The sequence below is a fragment of the Staphylococcus intermedius NCTC 11048 genome (assembly GCF_002902385.1).
In the GTDB taxonomy this organism is placed as follows: domain Bacteria; phylum Bacillota; class Bacilli; order Staphylococcales; family Staphylococcaceae; genus Staphylococcus; species Staphylococcus intermedius.
The window spans coordinates 61,693-80,581 of record NZ_PPQH01000002.1 but is presented as its reverse complement, the minus strand read 5'-3'; the positions used below and the strand labels follow the sequence as shown (position 1 = coordinate 80,581).

The 18,889-nt window shown below is 37.7% G+C and carries 22 protein-coding genes and 1 riboswitch; of the genes, 4 read left to right on the top strand and 18 right to left on the bottom strand.

Features of this window, described 5'->3' with window-relative positions:
- Positions 1 to 2 precede the first annotated feature (2 nt).
- Positions 3 to 1,214, top strand: coding sequence for an FtsW/RodA/SpoVE family cell cycle protein (locus CD138_RS00770; protein ID WP_019169256.1), 1,212 nt, complete (start codon positions 3 to 5; stop codon positions 1,212 to 1,214).
- 45 nt (positions 1,215 to 1,259) lie between these two features.
- Here the strand turns inward: CD138_RS00770 and CD138_RS00765 are convergent, their stop codons facing one another.
- The 6 genes from CD138_RS00765 to csoR all read right to left on the bottom strand — a co-directional run bounded on the left by CD138_RS00765 (position 1,260) and on the right by csoR (position 6,494).
- Entirely contained in the window at positions 1,260 to 2,024 is a 765-nt protein-coding gene (locus CD138_RS00765) for a hypothetical protein (RefSeq protein ID WP_019169255.1), read from the bottom strand.
- Between the two features lie 1,224 nt (positions 2,025 to 3,248).
- Entirely contained in the window at positions 3,249 to 3,395 is a 147-nt protein-coding gene (locus CD138_RS14110) for an Lmo0850 family protein (protein ID WP_014613367.1), read from the bottom strand.
- Between the two features lie 85 nt (positions 3,396 to 3,480).
- A complete protein-coding gene (locus CD138_RS00755; protein ID WP_019169318.1) occupies positions 3,481 to 5,661 on the bottom strand; it encodes a heavy metal translocating P-type ATPase in 2,181 nt (726 codons plus the stop codon).
- Positions 5,662 to 5,761: 100 nt separating this feature from the next.
- Positions 5,762 to 5,968 carry a cation transporter gene (locus CD138_RS00750; protein ID WP_019169317.1) on the bottom strand — a complete coding sequence of 69 codons (207 nt, stop codon included), beginning with the start codon at positions 5,966 to 5,968 and terminating at the stop codon, positions 5,762 to 5,764.
- A gap of 4 nt (positions 5,969 to 5,972) precedes the next feature.
- A complete protein-coding gene (csoZ, locus tag CD138_RS00745) occupies positions 5,973 to 6,194 on the bottom strand; it encodes a putative copper chaperone CsoZ (protein WP_019169316.1) in 222 nt (73 codons plus the stop codon).
- Between the two features lie 12 nt (positions 6,195 to 6,206).
- The gene (gene csoR / locus CD138_RS00740) at positions 6,207 to 6,494 is read right to left on the bottom strand and encodes a copper-sensing transcriptional repressor CsoR (protein ID WP_019169315.1); all 288 of its coding nucleotides are present in this window, start codon (positions 6,492 to 6,494) and stop codon (positions 6,207 to 6,209) included.
- A gap of 131 nt (positions 6,495 to 6,625) precedes the next feature.
- Here csoR and cls point away from each other — a divergent pair, with 131 nt between their 5' ends.
- Together cls and CD138_RS00730 are read left to right on the top strand one after the other, a co-directional pair.
- Positions 6,626 to 8,116, top strand: a complete 1,491-nt coding sequence (gene cls / locus CD138_RS00735) for a cardiolipin synthase (RefSeq protein ID WP_019169314.1) — start codon at positions 6,626 to 6,628, stop codon at positions 8,114 to 8,116.
- A gap of 22 nt (positions 8,117 to 8,138) precedes the next feature.
- Positions 8,139 to 8,810, top strand: coding sequence for an HD domain-containing protein (locus CD138_RS00730; RefSeq protein WP_019169313.1), 672 nt, complete (start codon positions 8,139 to 8,141; stop codon positions 8,808 to 8,810).
- Positions 8,811 to 8,850: 40 nt separating this feature from the next.
- Here CD138_RS00730 and yidC read toward each other — a convergent pair whose 3' ends face one another.
- From yidC to CD138_RS00700, 6 genes are all read right to left on the bottom strand, one after another.
- On the bottom strand, positions 8,851 to 9,717 hold the full coding sequence (gene yidC / locus CD138_RS00725; protein WP_019169312.1) for a membrane protein insertase YidC: 867 nt from the start codon (positions 9,715 to 9,717) through the stop codon (positions 8,851 to 8,853).
- 88 nt (positions 9,718 to 9,805) lie between these two features.
- Positions 9,806 to 10,444 (bottom strand): thiamine phosphate synthase, encoded by a 639-nt coding sequence (gene thiE, locus CD138_RS00720; protein ID WP_019169311.1) that lies wholly within the window; start codon positions 10,442 to 10,444, stop codon positions 9,806 to 9,808.
- The gene (thiM, locus tag CD138_RS00715) at positions 10,434 to 11,237 is read right to left on the bottom strand and encodes a hydroxyethylthiazole kinase (protein WP_019169310.1); all 804 of its coding nucleotides are present in this window, start codon (positions 11,235 to 11,237) and stop codon (positions 10,434 to 10,436) included. Before thiM ends, thiE begins: the two co-directional genes overlap by 11 nt.
- A gap of 1 nt (position 11,238) precedes the next feature.
- Complete coding sequence (gene thiD / locus CD138_RS00710) at positions 11,239 to 12,045, bottom strand: bifunctional hydroxymethylpyrimidine kinase/phosphomethylpyrimidine kinase (RefSeq protein ID WP_019169309.1); 807 nt, start codon at positions 12,043 to 12,045, stop codon at positions 11,239 to 11,241.
- Complete coding sequence (tenA, locus tag CD138_RS00705; protein WP_019169308.1) at positions 12,045 to 12,728, bottom strand: thiaminase II; 684 nt, start codon at positions 12,726 to 12,728, stop codon at positions 12,045 to 12,047. The genes thiD and tenA overlap by 1 nt, the downstream gene beginning before the upstream one ends.
- 68 nt (positions 12,729 to 12,796) lie before the next feature.
- A riboswitch (TPP riboswitch) is annotated at positions 12,797 to 12,900 on the bottom strand.
- Between the two features lie 397 nt (positions 12,901 to 13,297).
- A complete protein-coding gene (locus CD138_RS00700) occupies positions 13,298 to 13,654 on the bottom strand; it encodes a single-stranded DNA-binding protein (RefSeq protein ID WP_019169307.1) in 357 nt (118 codons plus the stop codon).
- Positions 13,655 to 13,833: 179 nt separating this feature from the next.
- Here CD138_RS00700 and CD138_RS00695 point away from each other — a divergent pair, with 179 nt between their 5' ends.
- Positions 13,834 to 14,268 (top strand): YwpF-like family protein, encoded by a 435-nt coding sequence (locus CD138_RS00695; RefSeq protein WP_019169306.1) that lies wholly within the window; start codon positions 13,834 to 13,836, stop codon positions 14,266 to 14,268.
- A gap of 102 nt (positions 14,269 to 14,370) precedes the next feature.
- Here CD138_RS00695 and fabZ read toward each other — a convergent pair whose 3' ends face one another.
- From fabZ to atpD, 6 genes are all read right to left on the bottom strand, one after another.
- A complete protein-coding gene (fabZ, locus tag CD138_RS00690; protein WP_014613353.1) occupies positions 14,371 to 14,814 on the bottom strand; it encodes a 3-hydroxyacyl-ACP dehydratase FabZ in 444 nt (147 codons plus the stop codon).
- Positions 14,814 to 15,011 carry a DNA-directed RNA polymerase subunit beta gene (locus CD138_RS00685; RefSeq protein ID WP_238310449.1) on the bottom strand — a complete coding sequence of 66 codons (198 nt, stop codon included), beginning with the start codon at positions 15,009 to 15,011 and terminating at the stop codon, positions 14,814 to 14,816. Before CD138_RS00685 ends, fabZ begins: the two co-directional genes overlap by 1 nt.
- The gene (gene murA, locus CD138_RS00680; protein ID WP_019169304.1) at positions 15,004 to 16,269 is read right to left on the bottom strand and encodes a UDP-N-acetylglucosamine 1-carboxyvinyltransferase; all 1,266 of its coding nucleotides are present in this window, start codon (positions 16,267 to 16,269) and stop codon (positions 15,004 to 15,006) included. Before murA ends, CD138_RS00685 begins: the two co-directional genes overlap by 8 nt.
- 110 nt (positions 16,270 to 16,379) lie before the next feature.
- Complete coding sequence (locus CD138_RS00675; RefSeq protein ID WP_026066912.1) at positions 16,380 to 16,610, bottom strand: DUF1146 family protein; 231 nt, start codon at positions 16,608 to 16,610, stop codon at positions 16,380 to 16,382.
- 437 nt (positions 16,611 to 17,047) lie between these two features.
- A complete protein-coding gene (locus tag CD138_RS00670; protein ID WP_019169302.1) occupies positions 17,048 to 17,452 on the bottom strand; it encodes a F0F1 ATP synthase subunit epsilon in 405 nt (134 codons plus the stop codon).
- Positions 17,453 to 17,474: 22 nt separating this feature from the next.
- The gene (gene atpD, locus CD138_RS00665; RefSeq protein ID WP_019169301.1) at positions 17,475 to 18,887 is read right to left on the bottom strand and encodes a F0F1 ATP synthase subunit beta; all 1,413 of its coding nucleotides are present in this window, start codon (positions 18,885 to 18,887) and stop codon (positions 17,475 to 17,477) included.
- Between the last annotated feature and the right edge of the window lie 2 nt (positions 18,888 to 18,889).

Below are 18,889 nucleotides of genomic sequence, written 5' to 3'. Positions count from 1 at the left end.
GCATGATATCCTCTCGTCAACTAACGCAGAAGTCGTTTTTGCGCCGTTTAGATTGGCCACTCATCGTACTCATCACATTGCTTTGTATTATTAGTGTCACGACGATTCATTCAGCAATGGGTGGCGGTCAATATAGTCTGGATTTCGGTGTAAGACAAATTTTTTATTACATACTTGGTGCAATCATTGCGTTCATCATTATGCTTTTTTCACCTAAAAAGATTCGCAATTACACTTATATGATATACATTATTTTTAATGTTTTACTTTTCGGTTTAATTATACTACCTGAATCTTCCATTACACCCGTGATTAATGGTGCAAAAAGTTGGTATCGTTTTGGTCCAATCAGCATCCAACCTTCAGAATTTATGAAAATCGTACTCATCCTTGTCATTTCAAAGGTTGTCGCGCAACATAATCGTTTCACCTTCAATAAGTCTTTTCAAACAGACGTCATGTTATTACTGAAAATTGCAGGTGTGAGCTTCGTACCTATTATTCTTATTTTATTACAAAATGACTTAGGAACGACACTCGTCTTTTTAGCGATTATTGCAGGGATTGTGATTGTGAGTGGTGTCACTTGGAAAATTTTAGCCCCATTATTTGGCGGTGCTATTGTTTTAGGTGGCAGTTTGATTTTATCTATCATTTATAAACCTAGTCTGATTGAAAATGTAGCAGGGATTAAAACATACCAATTAGGACGAATCAACTCTTGGCTTGACCCATACGCATACAGTTCTGGCGATGGGTTCCATTTAACAGAGTCATTAAAAGCCATTGGTTCTGGCCAGCTGATTGGAAAAGGATTAAATAACGGAGAGGTTTATATCCCAGAAAACCATACAGACTTTATATTTTCAGTCATTGGAGAAGAATTTGGCTTTTTAGGATCCGTTATCTTGTTAGGCGTATTTTTATTATTACTCCTTCATTTAATTCGAATGGCGATGATTTCGGACGACCTGTTCAACAAATCATTCATTATCGGTTACATTAGTTTATTGTTGTTCCACATTTTCCAAAACATCGGTATGACGATTCAACTTTTACCGATTACAGGGATTCCATTACCATTTATTAGTTACGGTGGGAGTTCACTATGGAGTCTTATGTCAGGGGTCGGTGTGATATTGAGCATTCATTACCATACGCCAAAAAAATACAATGACGAAGCACCCACACAAAAACGTACCACATCATATTAAAAAAGAGGTTGAGGAACAATGACGTTTCTCCAACCTCTTTTTTACTTATTGATTTGTTTTACGTCGTCGTGAAAAGAGCACAACAACTACACCTACTGCGATGATTGAAAGTGCAAGTGCTATTTGACCGATTGCATTCATTTGTGGTTCCCCTGCTGCCGGCAACACTTTTGCTGCTTTACCTTTTTGACTCATCGCTTTATTTGTATCTGCTTGTTGTTTCGTTGGTGCCACTTTTGTACCTGCCATCTTCTTATCTGCAGTAGCTTGACTCGTTTGTGTTGATACATCTTTTTTCTTTTTATCTTGTGCTAACACTTTTGAAGATTTTGCTACTTTTTGGTCATCACTCGTTTTGACATCTCCGGTCGCATCTATGTGTTTAACAGCGGGTCCTACTAATGCTGGAGGTTCAATTTGTAAATCACTATCCCCCATATCTTGATCATCTGCTGGCGCAAAAACAGGTTCCTTCATTTGACTTGGATCTGCAAGCTTTAAAATATCATAATGTGGATCCGTATTAGGTTCAGTAATCGATCCATCTTTATTCAACACAGCATACGGCACTGCCCCTTTTGGTGGATTTGTTAACATACGTTTTAAATACGCACTATCATCTTCACCTTCTAAATGCGGGTAAATATAAGTCGCCTTATGGATTGTAGGTGTCATATCTTTTTGAGCCTCTTCCTTAACCATCGCCTTCGTATGATCGGTCGCATCCTTTTCTGCCGCTTGTGTGTCATGCGCATATACTTGCGTCGCTGCTGTAGCAATCAAACCTGTAACTACTAATTTTTTTAACATGTGCATCCATCCATTCTTTGGTGTAGGTTTCATCACGGTGACTGAGTAACGATAGGTGCTCCCTATCCCATCCCCCTTTATCTTTACTGAATTGGATTAAGGTTCACACTCACACAACATCTCTCTTTAATGTTATTATACACAACAAACATAATTATATATATAAACTCACTATATTTTTCACAATATGACTCTTGTTTATTTTTGACAAATCAAAACAACACTCTCACCTTATGGATATAAAAAATAGATATGATTACCATCGCGTATCCATTTCAATTCAACCAATTAAGTTGAGACAATACCAAAATAGAGCAACCTCCATACCCACTTCACCTTTTCTTTCACCCTACACAAATTCAAGTATCATTGACTAAACAAATTAGATGTTGTTAGCCTCATTTACATGCCGGTGTTTTTTATTTTCTGTCTACACCCACCTTTACTTCGATTGTGTAACCGGGTTCACTTCTACAAACATGTTGATTTTATGATTGCGGACCTTGCCGAGACTCCTGAGAGATATCGTTAAAAACAAAATGTCGTCTTTTAACTTTGCTAGTGGTTGCTGTTTATCGCAGTAGCTGTCTGACTTCTCAATGCATGCGCTTTTGAGAAGTCTAGTCAGCCTTGCGGGGGCAGTACTACGAAATCTTTGTTACACATGAGATTTCTTTACTGCTCCCAAAATCCACCAACGCTTCCTCTACAAATGTAACAATATATCAAAGCGTTGGTTAGTTGAAGGGATCAGCCCCTAGGAAAGCAAGGCCTAAGGGGAGCAATCAACATCCCCACTACATTCCTTTTTTCTCTCTATACAAAATCAAGTATGATTGAACAAATACGTTAGATGTGACTAATGTCATGTCTATACAAAAGTTTTTTATTTTCTGTGTACACCCACTTTTACTTCGATTGTGTAACCGGGTTCACTTCTACAAACATGTTGATTTTATGATTGCGGACCTGGCCGAGACTCCTGAGGGATCAGACGCAGCCGAAAATCCAATTCGGCTTCATTTAATGTGCACACCAATCAAGCCGAATTTAGTTAAGGCAAGTCCCCTAGGAAAGCAAGGCCAAAAGGGAGCAATCAACAAAATCAATTCGATTCACCATTATTAACCCGATTACGCAATCGAAGATACCTAACGAAGTGTATAAAAAATAAAAAACACCTAGATGTGATTTCAATCAACATCTAAGTGCTTCCAAACAGACTTAATATGGTTTTAATTTCTCAGTTGCAGGATTTGGTTTGGGTAATGATCTCATAATATCTAATCGGGGCTTCGTTTTTTTCACCTTCACACCGATTGAAGATAACATTTGGACCACATTTTGAAGCTTATCATTCTTTTTCGCCATTTGATCACCCCGTGTTCTGCTATCTACTCCTTTATCTTACCCTAAATTGTAGTGCTTTACTACATCAAATTGTAAATTCATAAAATTATTTTTTCACATTTTTTAAACGTAATGCATTTAATACAACTGAAACCGAACTAAATGCCATCGCTGTACCTGCAACCCAAGGCGCCAAAAAGCCCGCTGCAGCGATAGGGATACCAATCAAGTTATAGCAAAAGGCGAAAAATAAGTTTTGTTTTATGTTTTTAATCGTTAAGCGACTTAAGTTAAGTGCTTCAGCAATACCACTTAAATGGTTGCGGACTAGCGCAATATCTGCTGATTCGAGGGCAATATCAGAACCTGAACCCATTGCGACACCGATATCACTTTTCATCAATGCCGGTGCATCATTAATGCCATCGCCGACCATCATGACACGTTGACCTTCATCTTGTAATTCTGTAATGACTTTAGACTTTTCATCCGGTTTCACTTCAGCAATGACGCGTGTAAAACCTAGTTCTCGACCGATTGCTTGTGCCGTTTGTTCGCTATCTCCACTCAGCATAACTAAGTCATAATCCTTGTTTAACGTTTGAATCACTGTTTTCGCTTCTGCTTTTGGCTCATCTCTCACACCAATCATTGCGACAAGTGTATCATTAATGGTCATACCAACGACTGTTGCACCTTGTTCTGACATCGTATGAATGCGATCACGTTGAGCCTCTGTGACGTCATTGTTTGTAACGAAACGCATCGATCCAATACGAATACGTTTTTCATCTATCACACCTGAAATACCGCTTCCTGTATGCGTTCTGTATTCTGTGACAGGTAAGACTGCTTCATCAGGATAATAATGAACTAAAGCTTTAGATAGTGGGTGTTCAGATTGAATTTCCAAACTTTTAATATAACGCCCAATATTCGCTTCTTCAGTTTCATGGTACACCTGCACGACTTTAGGCTCTCCATTCGTAATCGTACCTGTTTTATCGAAGACAATCGTATCCACATGTTGAGCTTGTTCAAGTGCTTCTGCGGTTTTAAATAAAATACCTGATTCTGCTGCACGACCTGACCCAACCATAATCGAAGTCGGTGTCGCAAGCCCTAATGCACAAGGACAAGCAATCACAATGACCGCGATAAAGATTTCGAACGCTTCAGTAAATTGAAATGGTGTCACAATGAAAAACCATACGATAAATGAAAGTAATGCAAGTACTACAACGGTTGGGACAAAAATATTTGAAATTTTGTCAGCTAACCGTTGAATTTGTGGTTTATCATTTTGCGCTTCTTCAACAACTTTAATAATTTGATTTAACACTAAATCTTCACCGACATGTGTCACTTTCAGCTTAATAAAATTCGTTTGGTTCATCGTACTACCAATGACGGTGTCTCCTATTTTCTTTTCAACCGGCATACTTTCCCCTGTCAACATCGCTTCATTTACTGATGTCGAACCTTCAATGACTTGCCCATCTAATGGAATTTGTTGACCACTTCTCACCCATACAATATCACCCACACGAACATCATCAATCGCAATCATTTCAGTCTTGCCATCTCGTTCCACTTCTGCATCTTTCACTTGTAACGCAGCAAGTTTACTAATTGCGTCACTCGCATGGCCTTTTGCACGCATTTCAAAATATTTCCCTAACAAAATAAGTGTAATTAACACGGCACTCGTTTCAAAATAAAGTGGCACATGACCGCCATGGCCCATATGCGTCAACATTAAATAAATACTGTAAAAATATGCTGCTGATGTCCCCATCGCAACGAGAACATCCATATTCGCGCTTTTACTTTTCAAAGATTTATATGCGCCAACATAAAATTGCCAACCGAGTACAAATTGAATCGGTGTTGCTAAAATCAATTGAAACCAGCCGTTCATTAAAAAATTAGGAACGGGAATAAAACTTAAAAATGAAAAATGACCGAACATCGTATAGAGCAGTGGTAACGCCAAAATGAATGAAATAACGAATTTCGCTTTTTGGTGCTTCAATTCATCGCTTTTTCTTTTTTCTGTTTCATCTTTCGTCTCCATTGGAAAAGCTTCGTATCCAATTTTAGCGATACGTTCATAGATCTCTTCAATGGTAATTTGGCTTGGGTCATACTTCACTGTCCCATTTTCCATGACTAAATTGACATTAATTTGATCGATACCCGCTTCACGTTGGAGTACACGTTCAATACGCGCTGAACAGGCAGCACATGTCATTCCTGCAATTTTGAAAGTTTCTTCTTGAGTCATTATGTCATCTCCTATACCTATAGTGGGTATATTATTGATATGAAATGAGGGCTTACTTCTCATCTCTGCAATGAAAAATTAAGCCCTGATTCATGTTAAATTATGATACGACGTCGTACCCTTGATCGTAAATGCGTTGTTTCACATCAGTTAATGCACTGTCATCTGTCACTTCAACTTCTACTTTGTTGTCAGCTGGAAATGCTTCTACGTGTGTGACATATTCATTTTCTTTAACTGCACCTTCTACTGCTGCTTTGCAATGTGCACAAGTCATACCTTCTACTTTAATGCTATGTTTTGCCATTTTTTTACACTCCTTTATATGATTGGATAACAGGAAACCCTGCATCATAAATTTCTTTTTCTATCGTATTCAAATTTGCCGGTGTATCATAAGTGAGTGCCAAAGTTTGTGTTGTCATATCAATATCTACAGACACTACACCGATTAAACGAAGCAAGCGTTCAGATAGCTGTTGTTGCTGTACTTCAGTTGTCAGTTGTGTGACTTTAACATAACCCGTTTCCATAAATGTCCCCCATTAATCTTTCATGAGTTTTTGAAAAGTGACTAATAACTCTTCCATCGCTTCCTCTTGGTGGCCCGCTTCAATCTTATGCATAATACAACCTTTCATATGATGATCTAATAAACGTGATGCCACACTATTTAACGCTGAACGTGTTGCTCTAATTTGCGTCAACACGTCATCACAATAGACATCCTCATCTATCATACGGTTAATTGCTTTTACTTGACCTTCAATACGATTCAAACGCGACTTCAAGTTACGTTTAATTTCTTCAGAATGATGTGCTTGTTCAGTCATGTCACATCCCCCAGATTCATTTTGATACTTTCATGATATACCCTGTATAGGTATATGTCAATGCGTAAAATTTCTCTATTTTAAAGAACATGATACAATAAAAGCACTTCACGAAAAAGGAGATAAAAGTGATGCCAGAGTTTTTTTATGCGATATTTTACAATCAAAATGTACTGCTCAATTACTTATTAATTGGTGCATTTTTGTTAAATTTAATCTTCATTTTTACCATTATTTTTATGGAACGAAGAAGTGCAAGCTCCATTTGGGCGTGGATTTTTGTTTTAGGATTATTTCCACTGATAGGATTTGTACTCTATTTATTATTTGGACGACAAATCCAACGAAAGTCCATTTTCAAACTTGAAAAGCAAGATCGTATCGGTTTAGATTCTATTGTGAATGAACAGCTCACTGCAATTAAAAATGGCGAGTTTGAAACGGACAATCCACATATTCAAAATTACAGTCGTATGATACAAATGTTACTGTATAACAACGCTGCCTTTTATACGAATAACAACGAAATTGAACTATTAACAGATGGTAACGAAAAGTTCGCTCGTTTAAAAGAAGACATTCGTCATGCCGAGAGATACATACATATTCAATATTATATTTTCCGTCACGATGCCCTTGGTAAAAGTATATTGAAATTGTTAGAAGAAAAGCTTGAACAAGGTGTGGAAGTCAAAATGTTATACGACGATATGGGGTCTCGTTCATTAACATTACGTGATTTTAAACGTTTTAAAGAAAAAGGCGGTCATGTAGAATCATTTTTCCCTTCTAAACTCCCGCTCATCAATTTACGTATGAACAATCGAAATCACCGAAAAATTGTAGTCATTGATGGACAAATCGGTTATGTGGGCGGTTTTAATGTGGGAAATGAATATCTCGGCTTATCTAAAAAATTCGGGTACTGGCGCGATACACATTTGCGTATTCAAGGAAATGCTGTCAGTGCACTTCAGTTGCGTTTCATTTTAGATTGGAACTCTCAATCGCACCGTGACAATATTACGTATAGTAGTCAATATTTCCCAAAACCTCAACATACGCATACTGGCAATATCGGTGTACAGATTGCGTCTAGTGGTCCAGACGAATTTTGGGAACAAGTCAAATATGGTTATTTAAAAATGATATCGATGGCAAAAAATGACATTTATATTCAAACCCCTTATTTCGTCCCTGATGAAGCTTTTATGGACGCACTCAAAATTGCTGCTTTAGGCGGTGTTAACGTCAATATTATGATTCCATCGAAACCTGATCATCCATTCGTTTACTGGGCCACATATAGAAATGTAGCGAGTTTAATCGAAGCTGGTGCCCGTGTTTACCTTTATGATAATGGCTTTTTACACGCGAAAACATTAACCATTGATGATGAAATCACGAGTATAGGCACAACAAATATGGATAACCGTAGCTTTACTTTAAATTTTGAAGTGAATGCATTTGTTTATAATGAAAAATTAGCAAGAGAAGTACGCGAAAGTTTTGAAGAAGATTTAAAAGTTTGTAGTGAATTGACAAAAGAGCGTTATGCACAACGGAGCTTATGGATTAAATTTAAAGAATCCGTGAGTCAACTGCTCTCCCCTATTTTATAAAATTAAGGAATGACATAATAATATGAAACCACATGTGATTCAAGCAGCAGAACAATATATGAAAACAGCTCATCAACATGATAGCAGCGGACATGACATCGCACATGTATTGCGTGTGAGAAAGCTCGCACTTAAAATCGCCCAACACTATCCGTCAGCGAACCAAGACCAAATCGAAATGGCATCACTCCTCCATGACACTGTTGATGACAAATTAGTTGATGCCGAAAGTGCCCGTCAAATACTATCGAAGTTTTTAGACGAACAAGGGGTGTCATCCGATGACCAAGAAGCCATTTTTTATATTATCGACCATATGAGCTTTCGAAAATCTAAAACAGTTGGCACGCTCAAAACAATCGAAGCACAAATAGTACAAGATGCTGACAGACTTGATGCAATCGGTGCTATTGGCATTGCACGTACATTCCAATTTGCCGGTCACTTTCATGAACCTATGTGGACCGGCGCACATCATTTAACTGAAATGCAAAAAATGACAGACCTGGATGTATTGCCACCATCCGCAATTAAACACTTCTTTGAAAAGTTACTTCAATTAAAAGATTTAATGAATACACCTGTCGCAGCAAAGATGGCACAGCAACGGCACGCCTTCATGGAAAGCTTTTTACAACAATTTTTTGACGAATGGGACACAGATACAAATGATCATGCACAGCAAAAAGGCTAGGAACAAAGCGTTCCTAGCCTTTTTATGCTATGTGCTACGATTATTTCTTTTTGTTCTTTTTACTTACAACTTGTGTGTTTTTACCTGTTTTATTGCCTTTTTTTTCTGCTTCAAACTTTTTAATTAATGGTGCAACTTCTTCTCTTGCTTTTTTACCATATATTACATTTGCAATATAAGTTTGAATCACAAGGAAAGCAGCTGATACTGACCAATATAAACCTAATGCCGCTGCAGAACTAAATGAAATCCACACAATCATAATTGGTGAGATAATCATCATCATGTAACCCATTTGACGTTGTTCTTGTGGCATATTTAAACTTGAAACGTATGCTTGGATGAAATAAAGGACACCCGCAATAATTGTAATCCAAATATCTGGTTTATCTAATTGGAACCACATGAAGTCTGAATACTTCGTAATACCGCCACCTGACGGATATTTTAAGACGAAGAATAATCCCATGATGATTGGCATTTGAAGTATGAGTGGTAAACACCCTAACATACTAGCCATTGGATTCATGTTGTATTTTTTGTATACTTGCATCATTTCTTGGTTTGCTGCCATTTTGTCTTCTTGAGTACGTGCACGTTTTACTTTTTCTTGCGCTTCTGTAATTTCAGGTTTCGCAATTTTCATTTTTTCGCGCATCATGTGCATGTTTTTATAGTTCGATAACATGAAAGGTAATAAGACGATACGTACAACCAATACGATGATAATAATAGCTAAACCATAATTATTATTTAAATGATCCCCCAACCAGTGAATCGTGTTATCCATTGGTTGAACAAACGTATTGAAAAAGAATCCGTCTCTATTACTTGGTTTACTATAGTCACACCCCGCTAGAAGTAAAACTACACCTGCAAGCATTGTCATTAACGCTTTGTTCTTCATTTTTCCACCTCTAATGATATATTCACATAAATGATATTTTATCATAGAAATAGACATGGTGGAAATATATATCGGTATAAAATGAACTTTATTTAAAATATTGCAAGTAACGTTTCACAGATTTTTCGATATCTTTGCTATGTGTAATAGAAGAAATCGTCGCAATACCATCAGCGCCATTTTTAATAATCGGTGCAACATTTTCTTCCGTGATGCCACCAATAGCAACAATCGGAATGGTGTCATCATACTCTCGCATACGGCGAATTAACCGGATACCGCCTGGCTTACTTGCATCAAGCTTAGAACTTGTTTCATACACTGGTCCGACACCAATGTAATCGACATGAGTGAGATCAGATTGATCATATTCTGCAAAACTTCCGACACTTAGTCCGATAATTTTATCTTCTAACAAATGCTGAAATGATTCTACTTTCGCATCATCTTGTCCTACATGAATTCCATCCGCATCGATTTCAATAGCTAAGTCAATATCATCATTCACTATAAAGGGCGCGTGATATTGACGGCACAAATCTCTTAAACGAATCGCCATCGCTTTTTTCTCATCACCTTTTAAAGATGACGCCCCTTTTTCACGAAATTGAAACATTGTAATGCCCGCTTCTAACGCTTCTTTTAAAATGTCATCTAAACGCCCTTGTTTGACATCTTGTGTTCCTGCAATAAAATACACGCATAATTGTTTGCGATTAAATGTCATGCTCACTCACTTCTCTCTTTTTAATCTCCAATAAATAGGATTCAGCTAATGTTTGATTTAATGCATCAATAAAAGCAACTAAAAATGTTCCTGGCAAATCTGCACCTTCATGTAATTCAGCCTGTTCTGCAGAAATGTTATAATACGAAACAGCTTCAATGAGCTGATCGATAGCAGGTCGCGTTTCACCTAATAGAAAGCTGGCAACTACAGCACCTAATAAACAGCCTGCCCCTGTGATTTTTGTTAGCAATGGGGAGCCGTTTGATAAGACGACTACATTGCCATCTTGTACAATGACGTCTTCTTTACCAGATACGACAATAGCGGTTTGATACTTTTCATAAGCTTGGCGTGCAATGCTGACAACATCAATGTCTGAAGCACTATCCGTTCCCTTCATCGTCGTAGCCATATCAACTAATGTCATGATTTCAGATGCGTTACCTTTAATGACAGTCACATCAATTTCTTCTAAAAAGCGTTGGCAAAAATCTTTACGGAATTGTGAAGCGCCCACTGCTACAGGATCAAATACGATAGGTACACCCATTCGATTCGCAGTTTTCGCAATTGCCAACATGTCTTCACTATTTCTTGATGTTAACGTCCCTATATTGATTAATAATCCTTGAGTGACTTTAAAAAAATCTTCAGCTTCTTCTGGCGCCTCACTCATCGCTGGACTTGCACCCATGCTTAACAAACCATTCGCTGTGAAGTTTTTAACGACATCATTCGTATAACAAACGACAAGCGGCTGTTGTTTTCTCACTTCTGCTAAATAATTCATGTTAATCCCACCCATTTAATTTTTCATATGCAAAGTGATTCACAGGACCACGCCCTTTACCAATTTCTGGTGTATATTGAATCGCTAATGAAATGTATTTTTTGGCTTTAGCTACAGCATCATAAACTGATTTTCCTTTAGCTAATTCTGCTGTTATGACGGCTGAAAATGTACAACCCGTGCCGTGTGTATGTTTTGTTGGATAGCGCTCGCTTTTAAATTCATAATGACCGTCTTGTGTGAATAAATGATCGATGGCATCTCCTTCTAGATGTCCCCCTTTAATTATGACACCTTTTGAACCTATATCCTTAATAAAATAGCGACCGACTTGATGAATTTTTTCAACCGAATCAATTGAGACACCAGCGATTTCTTCAGCTTCTGGGACATTAGGTGTCGCTACATCTGCAAAAGGCAGTAGCGTTTCTTTGAGGCGGTTGCGCACTTGTTGGTCCATTAAAGAATCGCCACTTTTAGCGACCATGACTGGGTCAATCACATATGGGATATTTATTTTTTTCAAATGCGATGCAATGACTTCCATCATTTCTGGGGTCGGAATCATACCTGTCTTTAACGCATGTGGCATTTCATCATTAAAAACACTGGCTAACTGTTCTTCTAACCAACTTGCTTCTAAGTTATGAATATGTTGCACACCCATTGAATTTTGAGCTACGATACTTGTCACTGCGGCCATACCATACACGCCGCAAGAATGAAAAGCTTTCAAATCTGCCATCGCTCCTGCTCCACCACTCGGATCTGTCCCTGCAATCGTTAGTGCAATTTTTGGTTTTTCCATCATTGCTCTCCTCCATATTCCCAATTTTCAAGTTGATAAGCCATATTGAAAAATTTTCTTTCATGAATTGTACTTTGTAGAAAAATTTGTTTCAATTGTTGTTGAACTTTTTCGGAACTTGCTTCTGCATAACTATCTAACCATCGATCAATGTACGACATCAATGTGTCCATTTCTTTATTGTAAAATTCGAACCATGCTTTTAATGGATGGTCTACTTCAAACTGATGATTTTCAATCGCCATTTTCCCAATTTGTTGATAAACATACGGACACGGCGCCATCGCAGCAATTGTATAAGCTACATTGTCAAAAGCATATGCATGATAATACATATGTTTAATATAATGGTCAGCAGACGGATACCAATCACCATGTTCAATAATACTTTGATAACCTTCACCGACGTAATCCGCTAAAATATGATGTGCTTCTACTTCACCAGAACTCGCAAACTGAATTTGCTCTGTTAAAAATTGAATTTCATCTTTCGTATTCACTTTAGGTATAAGCAAAGCATATATTTTAGCGAATTCATTCAAATAGCGCGAATCGGCACGTAAATAATGTTTGACAGATTCTGTTGCAATATCTCCTTTAAGCATGCCTTGTATAAAACCATCATGAAAAATTTGTTCAATAATCGGTTGAGCTTCTTGTTTAATTTGTTCTGAAAAACGCATCTTCATTCTCCTTTACGTATGAAAAAAGACTACCTTAAAAGTAGCCTTGTTTACACACTTGAAGCATGTGTGATCACGTGCTACTTCCCTACGTTGGTTTCATCCAAATCAGGTTCAGAGGGTCTGAATATCCATTCATCTCAGCCATCAATTGGCACCCCTAGTAGTCCTTCTTTTTGAGTTACTTTTAATGTATCAGAAATACAACACAAGTTCAATTATGTATAATCACTAAACAAATTGTGAAATATATGTATAGTTAAATAAAACAAATTGCTCAATTTAATTATTTACCATTTCTTCCGGACTGTTCATTCAAAAAGAGGTGCTTGGCCACTCAATACAATTCACGTATTGAATAGCCAAAACACCTCATTTTAAGGTAGATAGATAAACAATTTGGATAGTCGGCTGTATACCAAATATCATTAGAGCTCAAATAAATATGTTGAAGATAAAGTCATCTTGTGAGATAAATCGAATTATTTTAATTGGAGTATATACTTTGAGAAGGGTTGATAAAAGTTGGTGGGATGATTAGATATTGAAAATCTTTGTTTGTTGCTTTGCTATACATCGTTGAACTCATTTGTGTTTGACACTATCGTTACTGTATCAATTGGAGAGATTTGTGAAACGAGTAATTCTGTAGCATAACGTTTTTCATCATTGTGAACATAACGTCTCGTTTGGATTTGCCCGCTTATGGCTACAGTTGTCCCCTCATGGATCGTTTCATGAATTTGAAGAGCAATGTTACCGAATGCTTTACAATTTAAGTAATCAGTGATGGGCTTTTGGTTTTTACTTAAATACTCTCGCGTGACAGCAACGGTAAAGGTAACAAAGTAACTCTCTTCCTTTTCGTAAAAACTGGGCGGGCGGTTGATGGTACCTGCTGCTTGAAAATGGTTAATGTTGTTCACCTCCTGTACCCGTAATATAAACCTTTCCTTGAAAAATGACAAAATGCAAATTCATATAAAATGATAGTATCCATCGTGAAGTATTTAAGCCTAATAGAGAATTATTTTAAAAATTGCGTTATAATGAAAAGTACCATAGAAATTTCGTAAAGTTTTTAAATGATATGGAGGTGGCTCCAATGAAGACGTTTAAAGCTGTTCGTTTTCAAATCGTTTCTGAGAATAGTAGCGTGGCTGAATATGAACTTCTAGACGGTGTCATTATTAATAAAGAAAATAGCGGTACAGGTTGGGTGTTAGAAATTGTGATTTCAGATATACACCAAGAACAGATGCAAGCGTACATGGAGGCAGAAACACTTTTAGATATCCGTGTTGTCATTACGCGACCTTCAAATGATCCTGCATTGTTTGATGCAACGATCAAGCATATTACACCTTTAAATGGTCGAATTTCGGTCGTATTTGAATGTCATATTTATACATTGCGACAAGTTTATGCAGAAAACTTGCTTGAACAACTTGTCAACGAAGGTTTGCAAGGTCAAGAACTCATTACGACGTTCAATCGCATGATGAAATCGAAACCGCGCCTTAAAGATGAGCGACAGTAAAATCTGAAGCATGCACGATGATTCTCACAGATGGGATACTATAAAATAATAATAAAACCACCTCGTCATCAGATGAGGTGGTTTTATTATTATTATTTTGTGTTATGCGTTTGGATCTTGTAATGCAAAAGTCAATTCACAACTACATGCAATTTGACCATCAACGGTAGCTTTTGCAGTACCTTTGCCAATCGGTCCTTTAATTTTTGTAATTTCAACTTCTAACACTAATGTATCACCAGGCACCACTTGTTTTTTGAATCGACATTTATCGATACCCGCAAATAATGCAAGTTTCCCTTTGTTTTCTTCACTATTTAACATCGCAACTGCACCTGTTTGTGCCAATGCTTCAGTGATTAACACACCTGGCATAACAGCATAATCAGGGAAATGACCTTGGAAAAATGGTTCGTTACCTGAAACTTGTTTAATGCCTACACAACGTTGACCTGGTTCATATTCAACCACTTTATCAATCAATAAAAAAGGTTGTCTATGCGGGATGATATTTTTAATTTCATTATAATTAAAGATTGTTTCCATTAGTGATGTCCTCCAATTGTTTCGATGATTTGTTGCCAAAATCTGAAGTTAAATGTATTCAACACATTATCATGATTAATAATAAAGCCTGTCATTAATCCGACTACAAACATCATAATTGCTATAAAAACAAATAAAGTTAATTTAAAACTGATAGAATCCATTAATGTTTGTAGCCAATATTTCCATTTAGTCATTAATTCTTTCAATATCTGCACCTAAAGATTTGAGTTTACCATGAAAATCAACATAACCACGGTCAAGGTGTTTTAATTCTGTGACAGTTGTTTCACCGTCAGCCACGAGCCCAGCTAAAATTAATGCTGCGGCTGCACGTAAATCAGTTGCTTTCACTTGCGCACCTTGTAACGCACTTTTCCCTTCAATTTTAGCACTTCGACCTTCAACTGAAATTTGTGCGTTCATACGTTTGAATTCCGCGACATGCATAAAACGGTTTTCGAAAACTGTTTCAGTCACCACTTTATGTCCTTCAGCTGTAAGGAGTAACGCCATCATTTGTGACTGCATATCTGTTGGGAATCCAGGGTGTGGCAATGTTTTAATATCGACAGGCTGTAATTTTTCCGGTGCTGTAACTCGGATGCCGTCTTCGGTATAATCCAATTCGACACCCATTTCTTCTAATTTATAAACAAGACTTGTCATATGCTCTTTAATCGCACCTTTGACAAGCACATCACCGCGTGTAATAGCTGCAGCAATCATTAACGTTCCTGCTTCAATACGATCAGGAATAATGGCATGTTGAACACCTTTTAACTTTTCGACGCCGTTAATAATCACTGTATCAGTGCCGGCACCTTTCACATCGCCACCCATTTCATTGATATAATTCGCTAAATCAACAATTTCTGGCTCTCTTGCTACGTTTTCAATGACAGTACGACCTTTTGCTAAGGCAGCTGCCATCATAATATTTTGTGTTGCACCCACACTTGGGAAATCGAAATGAATTTCATTACCGACAAGCCCTTGAGGTGCCTCTGCATAAATGTAACCCGCTTCTTGATGAATTTCTGCACCAAGTGCTTCTAATCCTTTCAAATGTTGTTCAATTGGACGTGAACCAATCGCACAGCCTCCTGGTAACGCTACTTTCGCTCGTCCTAAACGCGCCAATAACGGCCCCATAACAAGAATGCTTGCTCTCATCTTGCTCACATATTCATATGGCGCTTCTTCACTTAAATCTTTCGATGCATCGACTGTTACTGATTGTTGTTTTTCATTATATTTAATCTTTGCATTTAACACGCGCAATACATTATTAATAGTTTCCACATCACTTAAAGCCGGAACGTTAACAAGTTCACTTTTGCCATCACTTGCCAATAATGATGCTGTGAGAATCGGCAAAACTGCATTTTTCGCTCCTTCTACTCCGACTTCACCCTTAAGTGTATTTCCACCTTTAACAATAATTCTATCCATCTTATTAATCCTCCACTATGCTTACAGCTCTATTCTATTTTTGCTCTGAAAATGAATCTATCTACCCATAATGTATTGACTTATTCCATTCACTTTAAACATCTTAGCGATTAAAATAAGTATTTAATTTGAGTTGAAAATTGTAATAAATCAATGATAAAATTACTCACACTTGTGCCGATCACTATTGCCAAAAATATCATAACGACTTGTACTTGTAATGGATATCCTTTTTTAAAAAATTGATCTAAACGAACGGCATTCAGCCCCCAATAGGCGACACAAATGCATAAAACATGCATTATAATATGTGCTATCGCAAATTGTCCTAAATAATCCATGAATTGATATTGCTCCTTCACATATAATCTCTTTACTAATTCTACATGATTTAAAGTCCAAATCATACTATAAGCCACTTAAACAAACACAATTTTTCACATTATAGTGCTAAATGACAAGCAATTTACATTTTACTGTCTTTCATAGTTTTTGTATAGAATTTTTGTCAATGCTGCGCCACCTTTTCATGACCTCAAATGAAGACGTGACATCTAATGCCTCATATGGGGATGGGACACTCTATGATTATGTCCCATTCATCCTTATTTTTAGCTGTTTTATGGTCATTCATCGAGATATGTCTATAAAGAAAGGATAGGGCTGGGAAAGCTTAACGTCCCAGCTCCAAATGGCCAATTGCTATCAAGTACGCTTCAATACAATAAAAGCTCGGTCTGCCACAAGGGACATACCGAGCTTTTTGATGTACATATAATTATTTATATTTTGCAACTTCGATACGGTTTTCTGCACGCTTTAATGCACGTTCAGCACGTCTTAAATCCGTATCATTACGATCGCCTTCAAGGTAGAATGTTGCGCGTTGTTTTGCTGATTTCGCACGTTCTAAGTCAATATCATCGGCTGACTCTGCAGCTTGAGCTAGAATATTCACCTTTTCGCGACGAATTTCAGCAAACCCTTCTGTTACAGCTATATAATCCGATTTGCCATCTTTAGTCACTTTGACATGACCAATACGCAATGGTGTAACCGTCGGAATGTGACCGTACATCACACCCATCTCGCCTGCTGTCGTTTGCAAGACAACAATTTCGACATTGTCTTCTTTATAAACAGAACCATTAGGAGTGACGATATCTAAGGTTAATGTGTTCATTATCCAAGCCTCCTAATTTGTATTAAACTTCTACACCCATGTCTTTAGCTTTAGCAAGGACATTATCAATGCCACCGACTAAACGGAATGCATCTTCTGGAATGTGGTCATATTTACCATCTAAAATAGCTTTAAAGTCTTGAACTGTTTGCTTAACTGGTACGTATGAACCTTTTTGACCAGTAAATTGTTCAGCGACGTGGAAGTTTTGTGATAAGAAGAATTGAATACGACGCGCGCGTTCAACAGTTTTCTTATCGTCTTCAGATAATTCATCCATACCTAAAATTGCGATAATATCTTGCAATTCACGGTATTTTTGTAACGTCGATTGAACTTGACGCGCAACATCATAATGCTCTTGTCCAACAATGGTTGGTTCTAAAGCACGTGATGTTGAAGCCAATGGATCCACCGCTGGGTAAATACCCATTTCACTTAATTTACGCTCTAAGTTTGTTGTCGCATCTAAGTGAGCGAAAGCTGTTGCTGGTGCCGGGTCAGTATAGTCATCGGCAGGTACGAATACAGCTTGGATTGACGTAACAGAACCTTTGTTTGTTGAAGTAATACGCTCTTGTAATTGACCCATTTCTGTTGCAAGTGTTGGTTGGTAACCTACTGCTGATGGCATACGACCTAATAATGCCGACACCTCAGAACCTGCTTGTGTGAAACGGAAGATGTTGTCAATGAACAATAACACGTCTTGACCTTGTTCATCACGGAAATATTCAGCCATTGTTAAACCTGAAAGTGCAACACGCATACGCGCACCTGGTGGCTCGTTCATTTGACCGAATACCATCGCCGTTTTCGCAATAACACCACTGTCTTTCATTTCGTAGTACAAGTCGTTACCTTCACGTGTACGTTCACCTACACCGGCAAATACTGAAATACCACCGTGCTCTTGTGCGATATTATTGATTAGCTCTTGGATTAATACGGTTTTACCTACACCGGCACCACCGAATAAACCGATTTTACCACCTTTAATGTAAGGTGCTAATAAGTCAACAACTTTAATACCTGTTTCTAAAATTTCTACTTCTGTAGAGAGTTCATCAAATTGAGGTGCTTCACGATGAATTGGGTCACGACGTACTGAAGCATCAATTGGCGCTTCTAAGTCAATGTGATCACCTAATACATTAAATACGCGACCTAATGTAGCATCACCGACAGGGACACTGATTGCTGCTCCTGTATCTCTTACTTCTGCACCACGTTGAACACCGTCAGTAGAGTCCATTGCAATTGTACGTACAACATCATCGCCTAAGTGAAGGGCAACTTCTAATGTTAAGCTCTCAGTCTCACCGTCTCTTGACACATCAATAAGCAGTGCGTTGTTAATGTTTGGAATCTCGTTATGTTCAAAACGCACGTCAATTACTGGCCCCATGACCTGAGTTACACGGCCTAATCCCATGT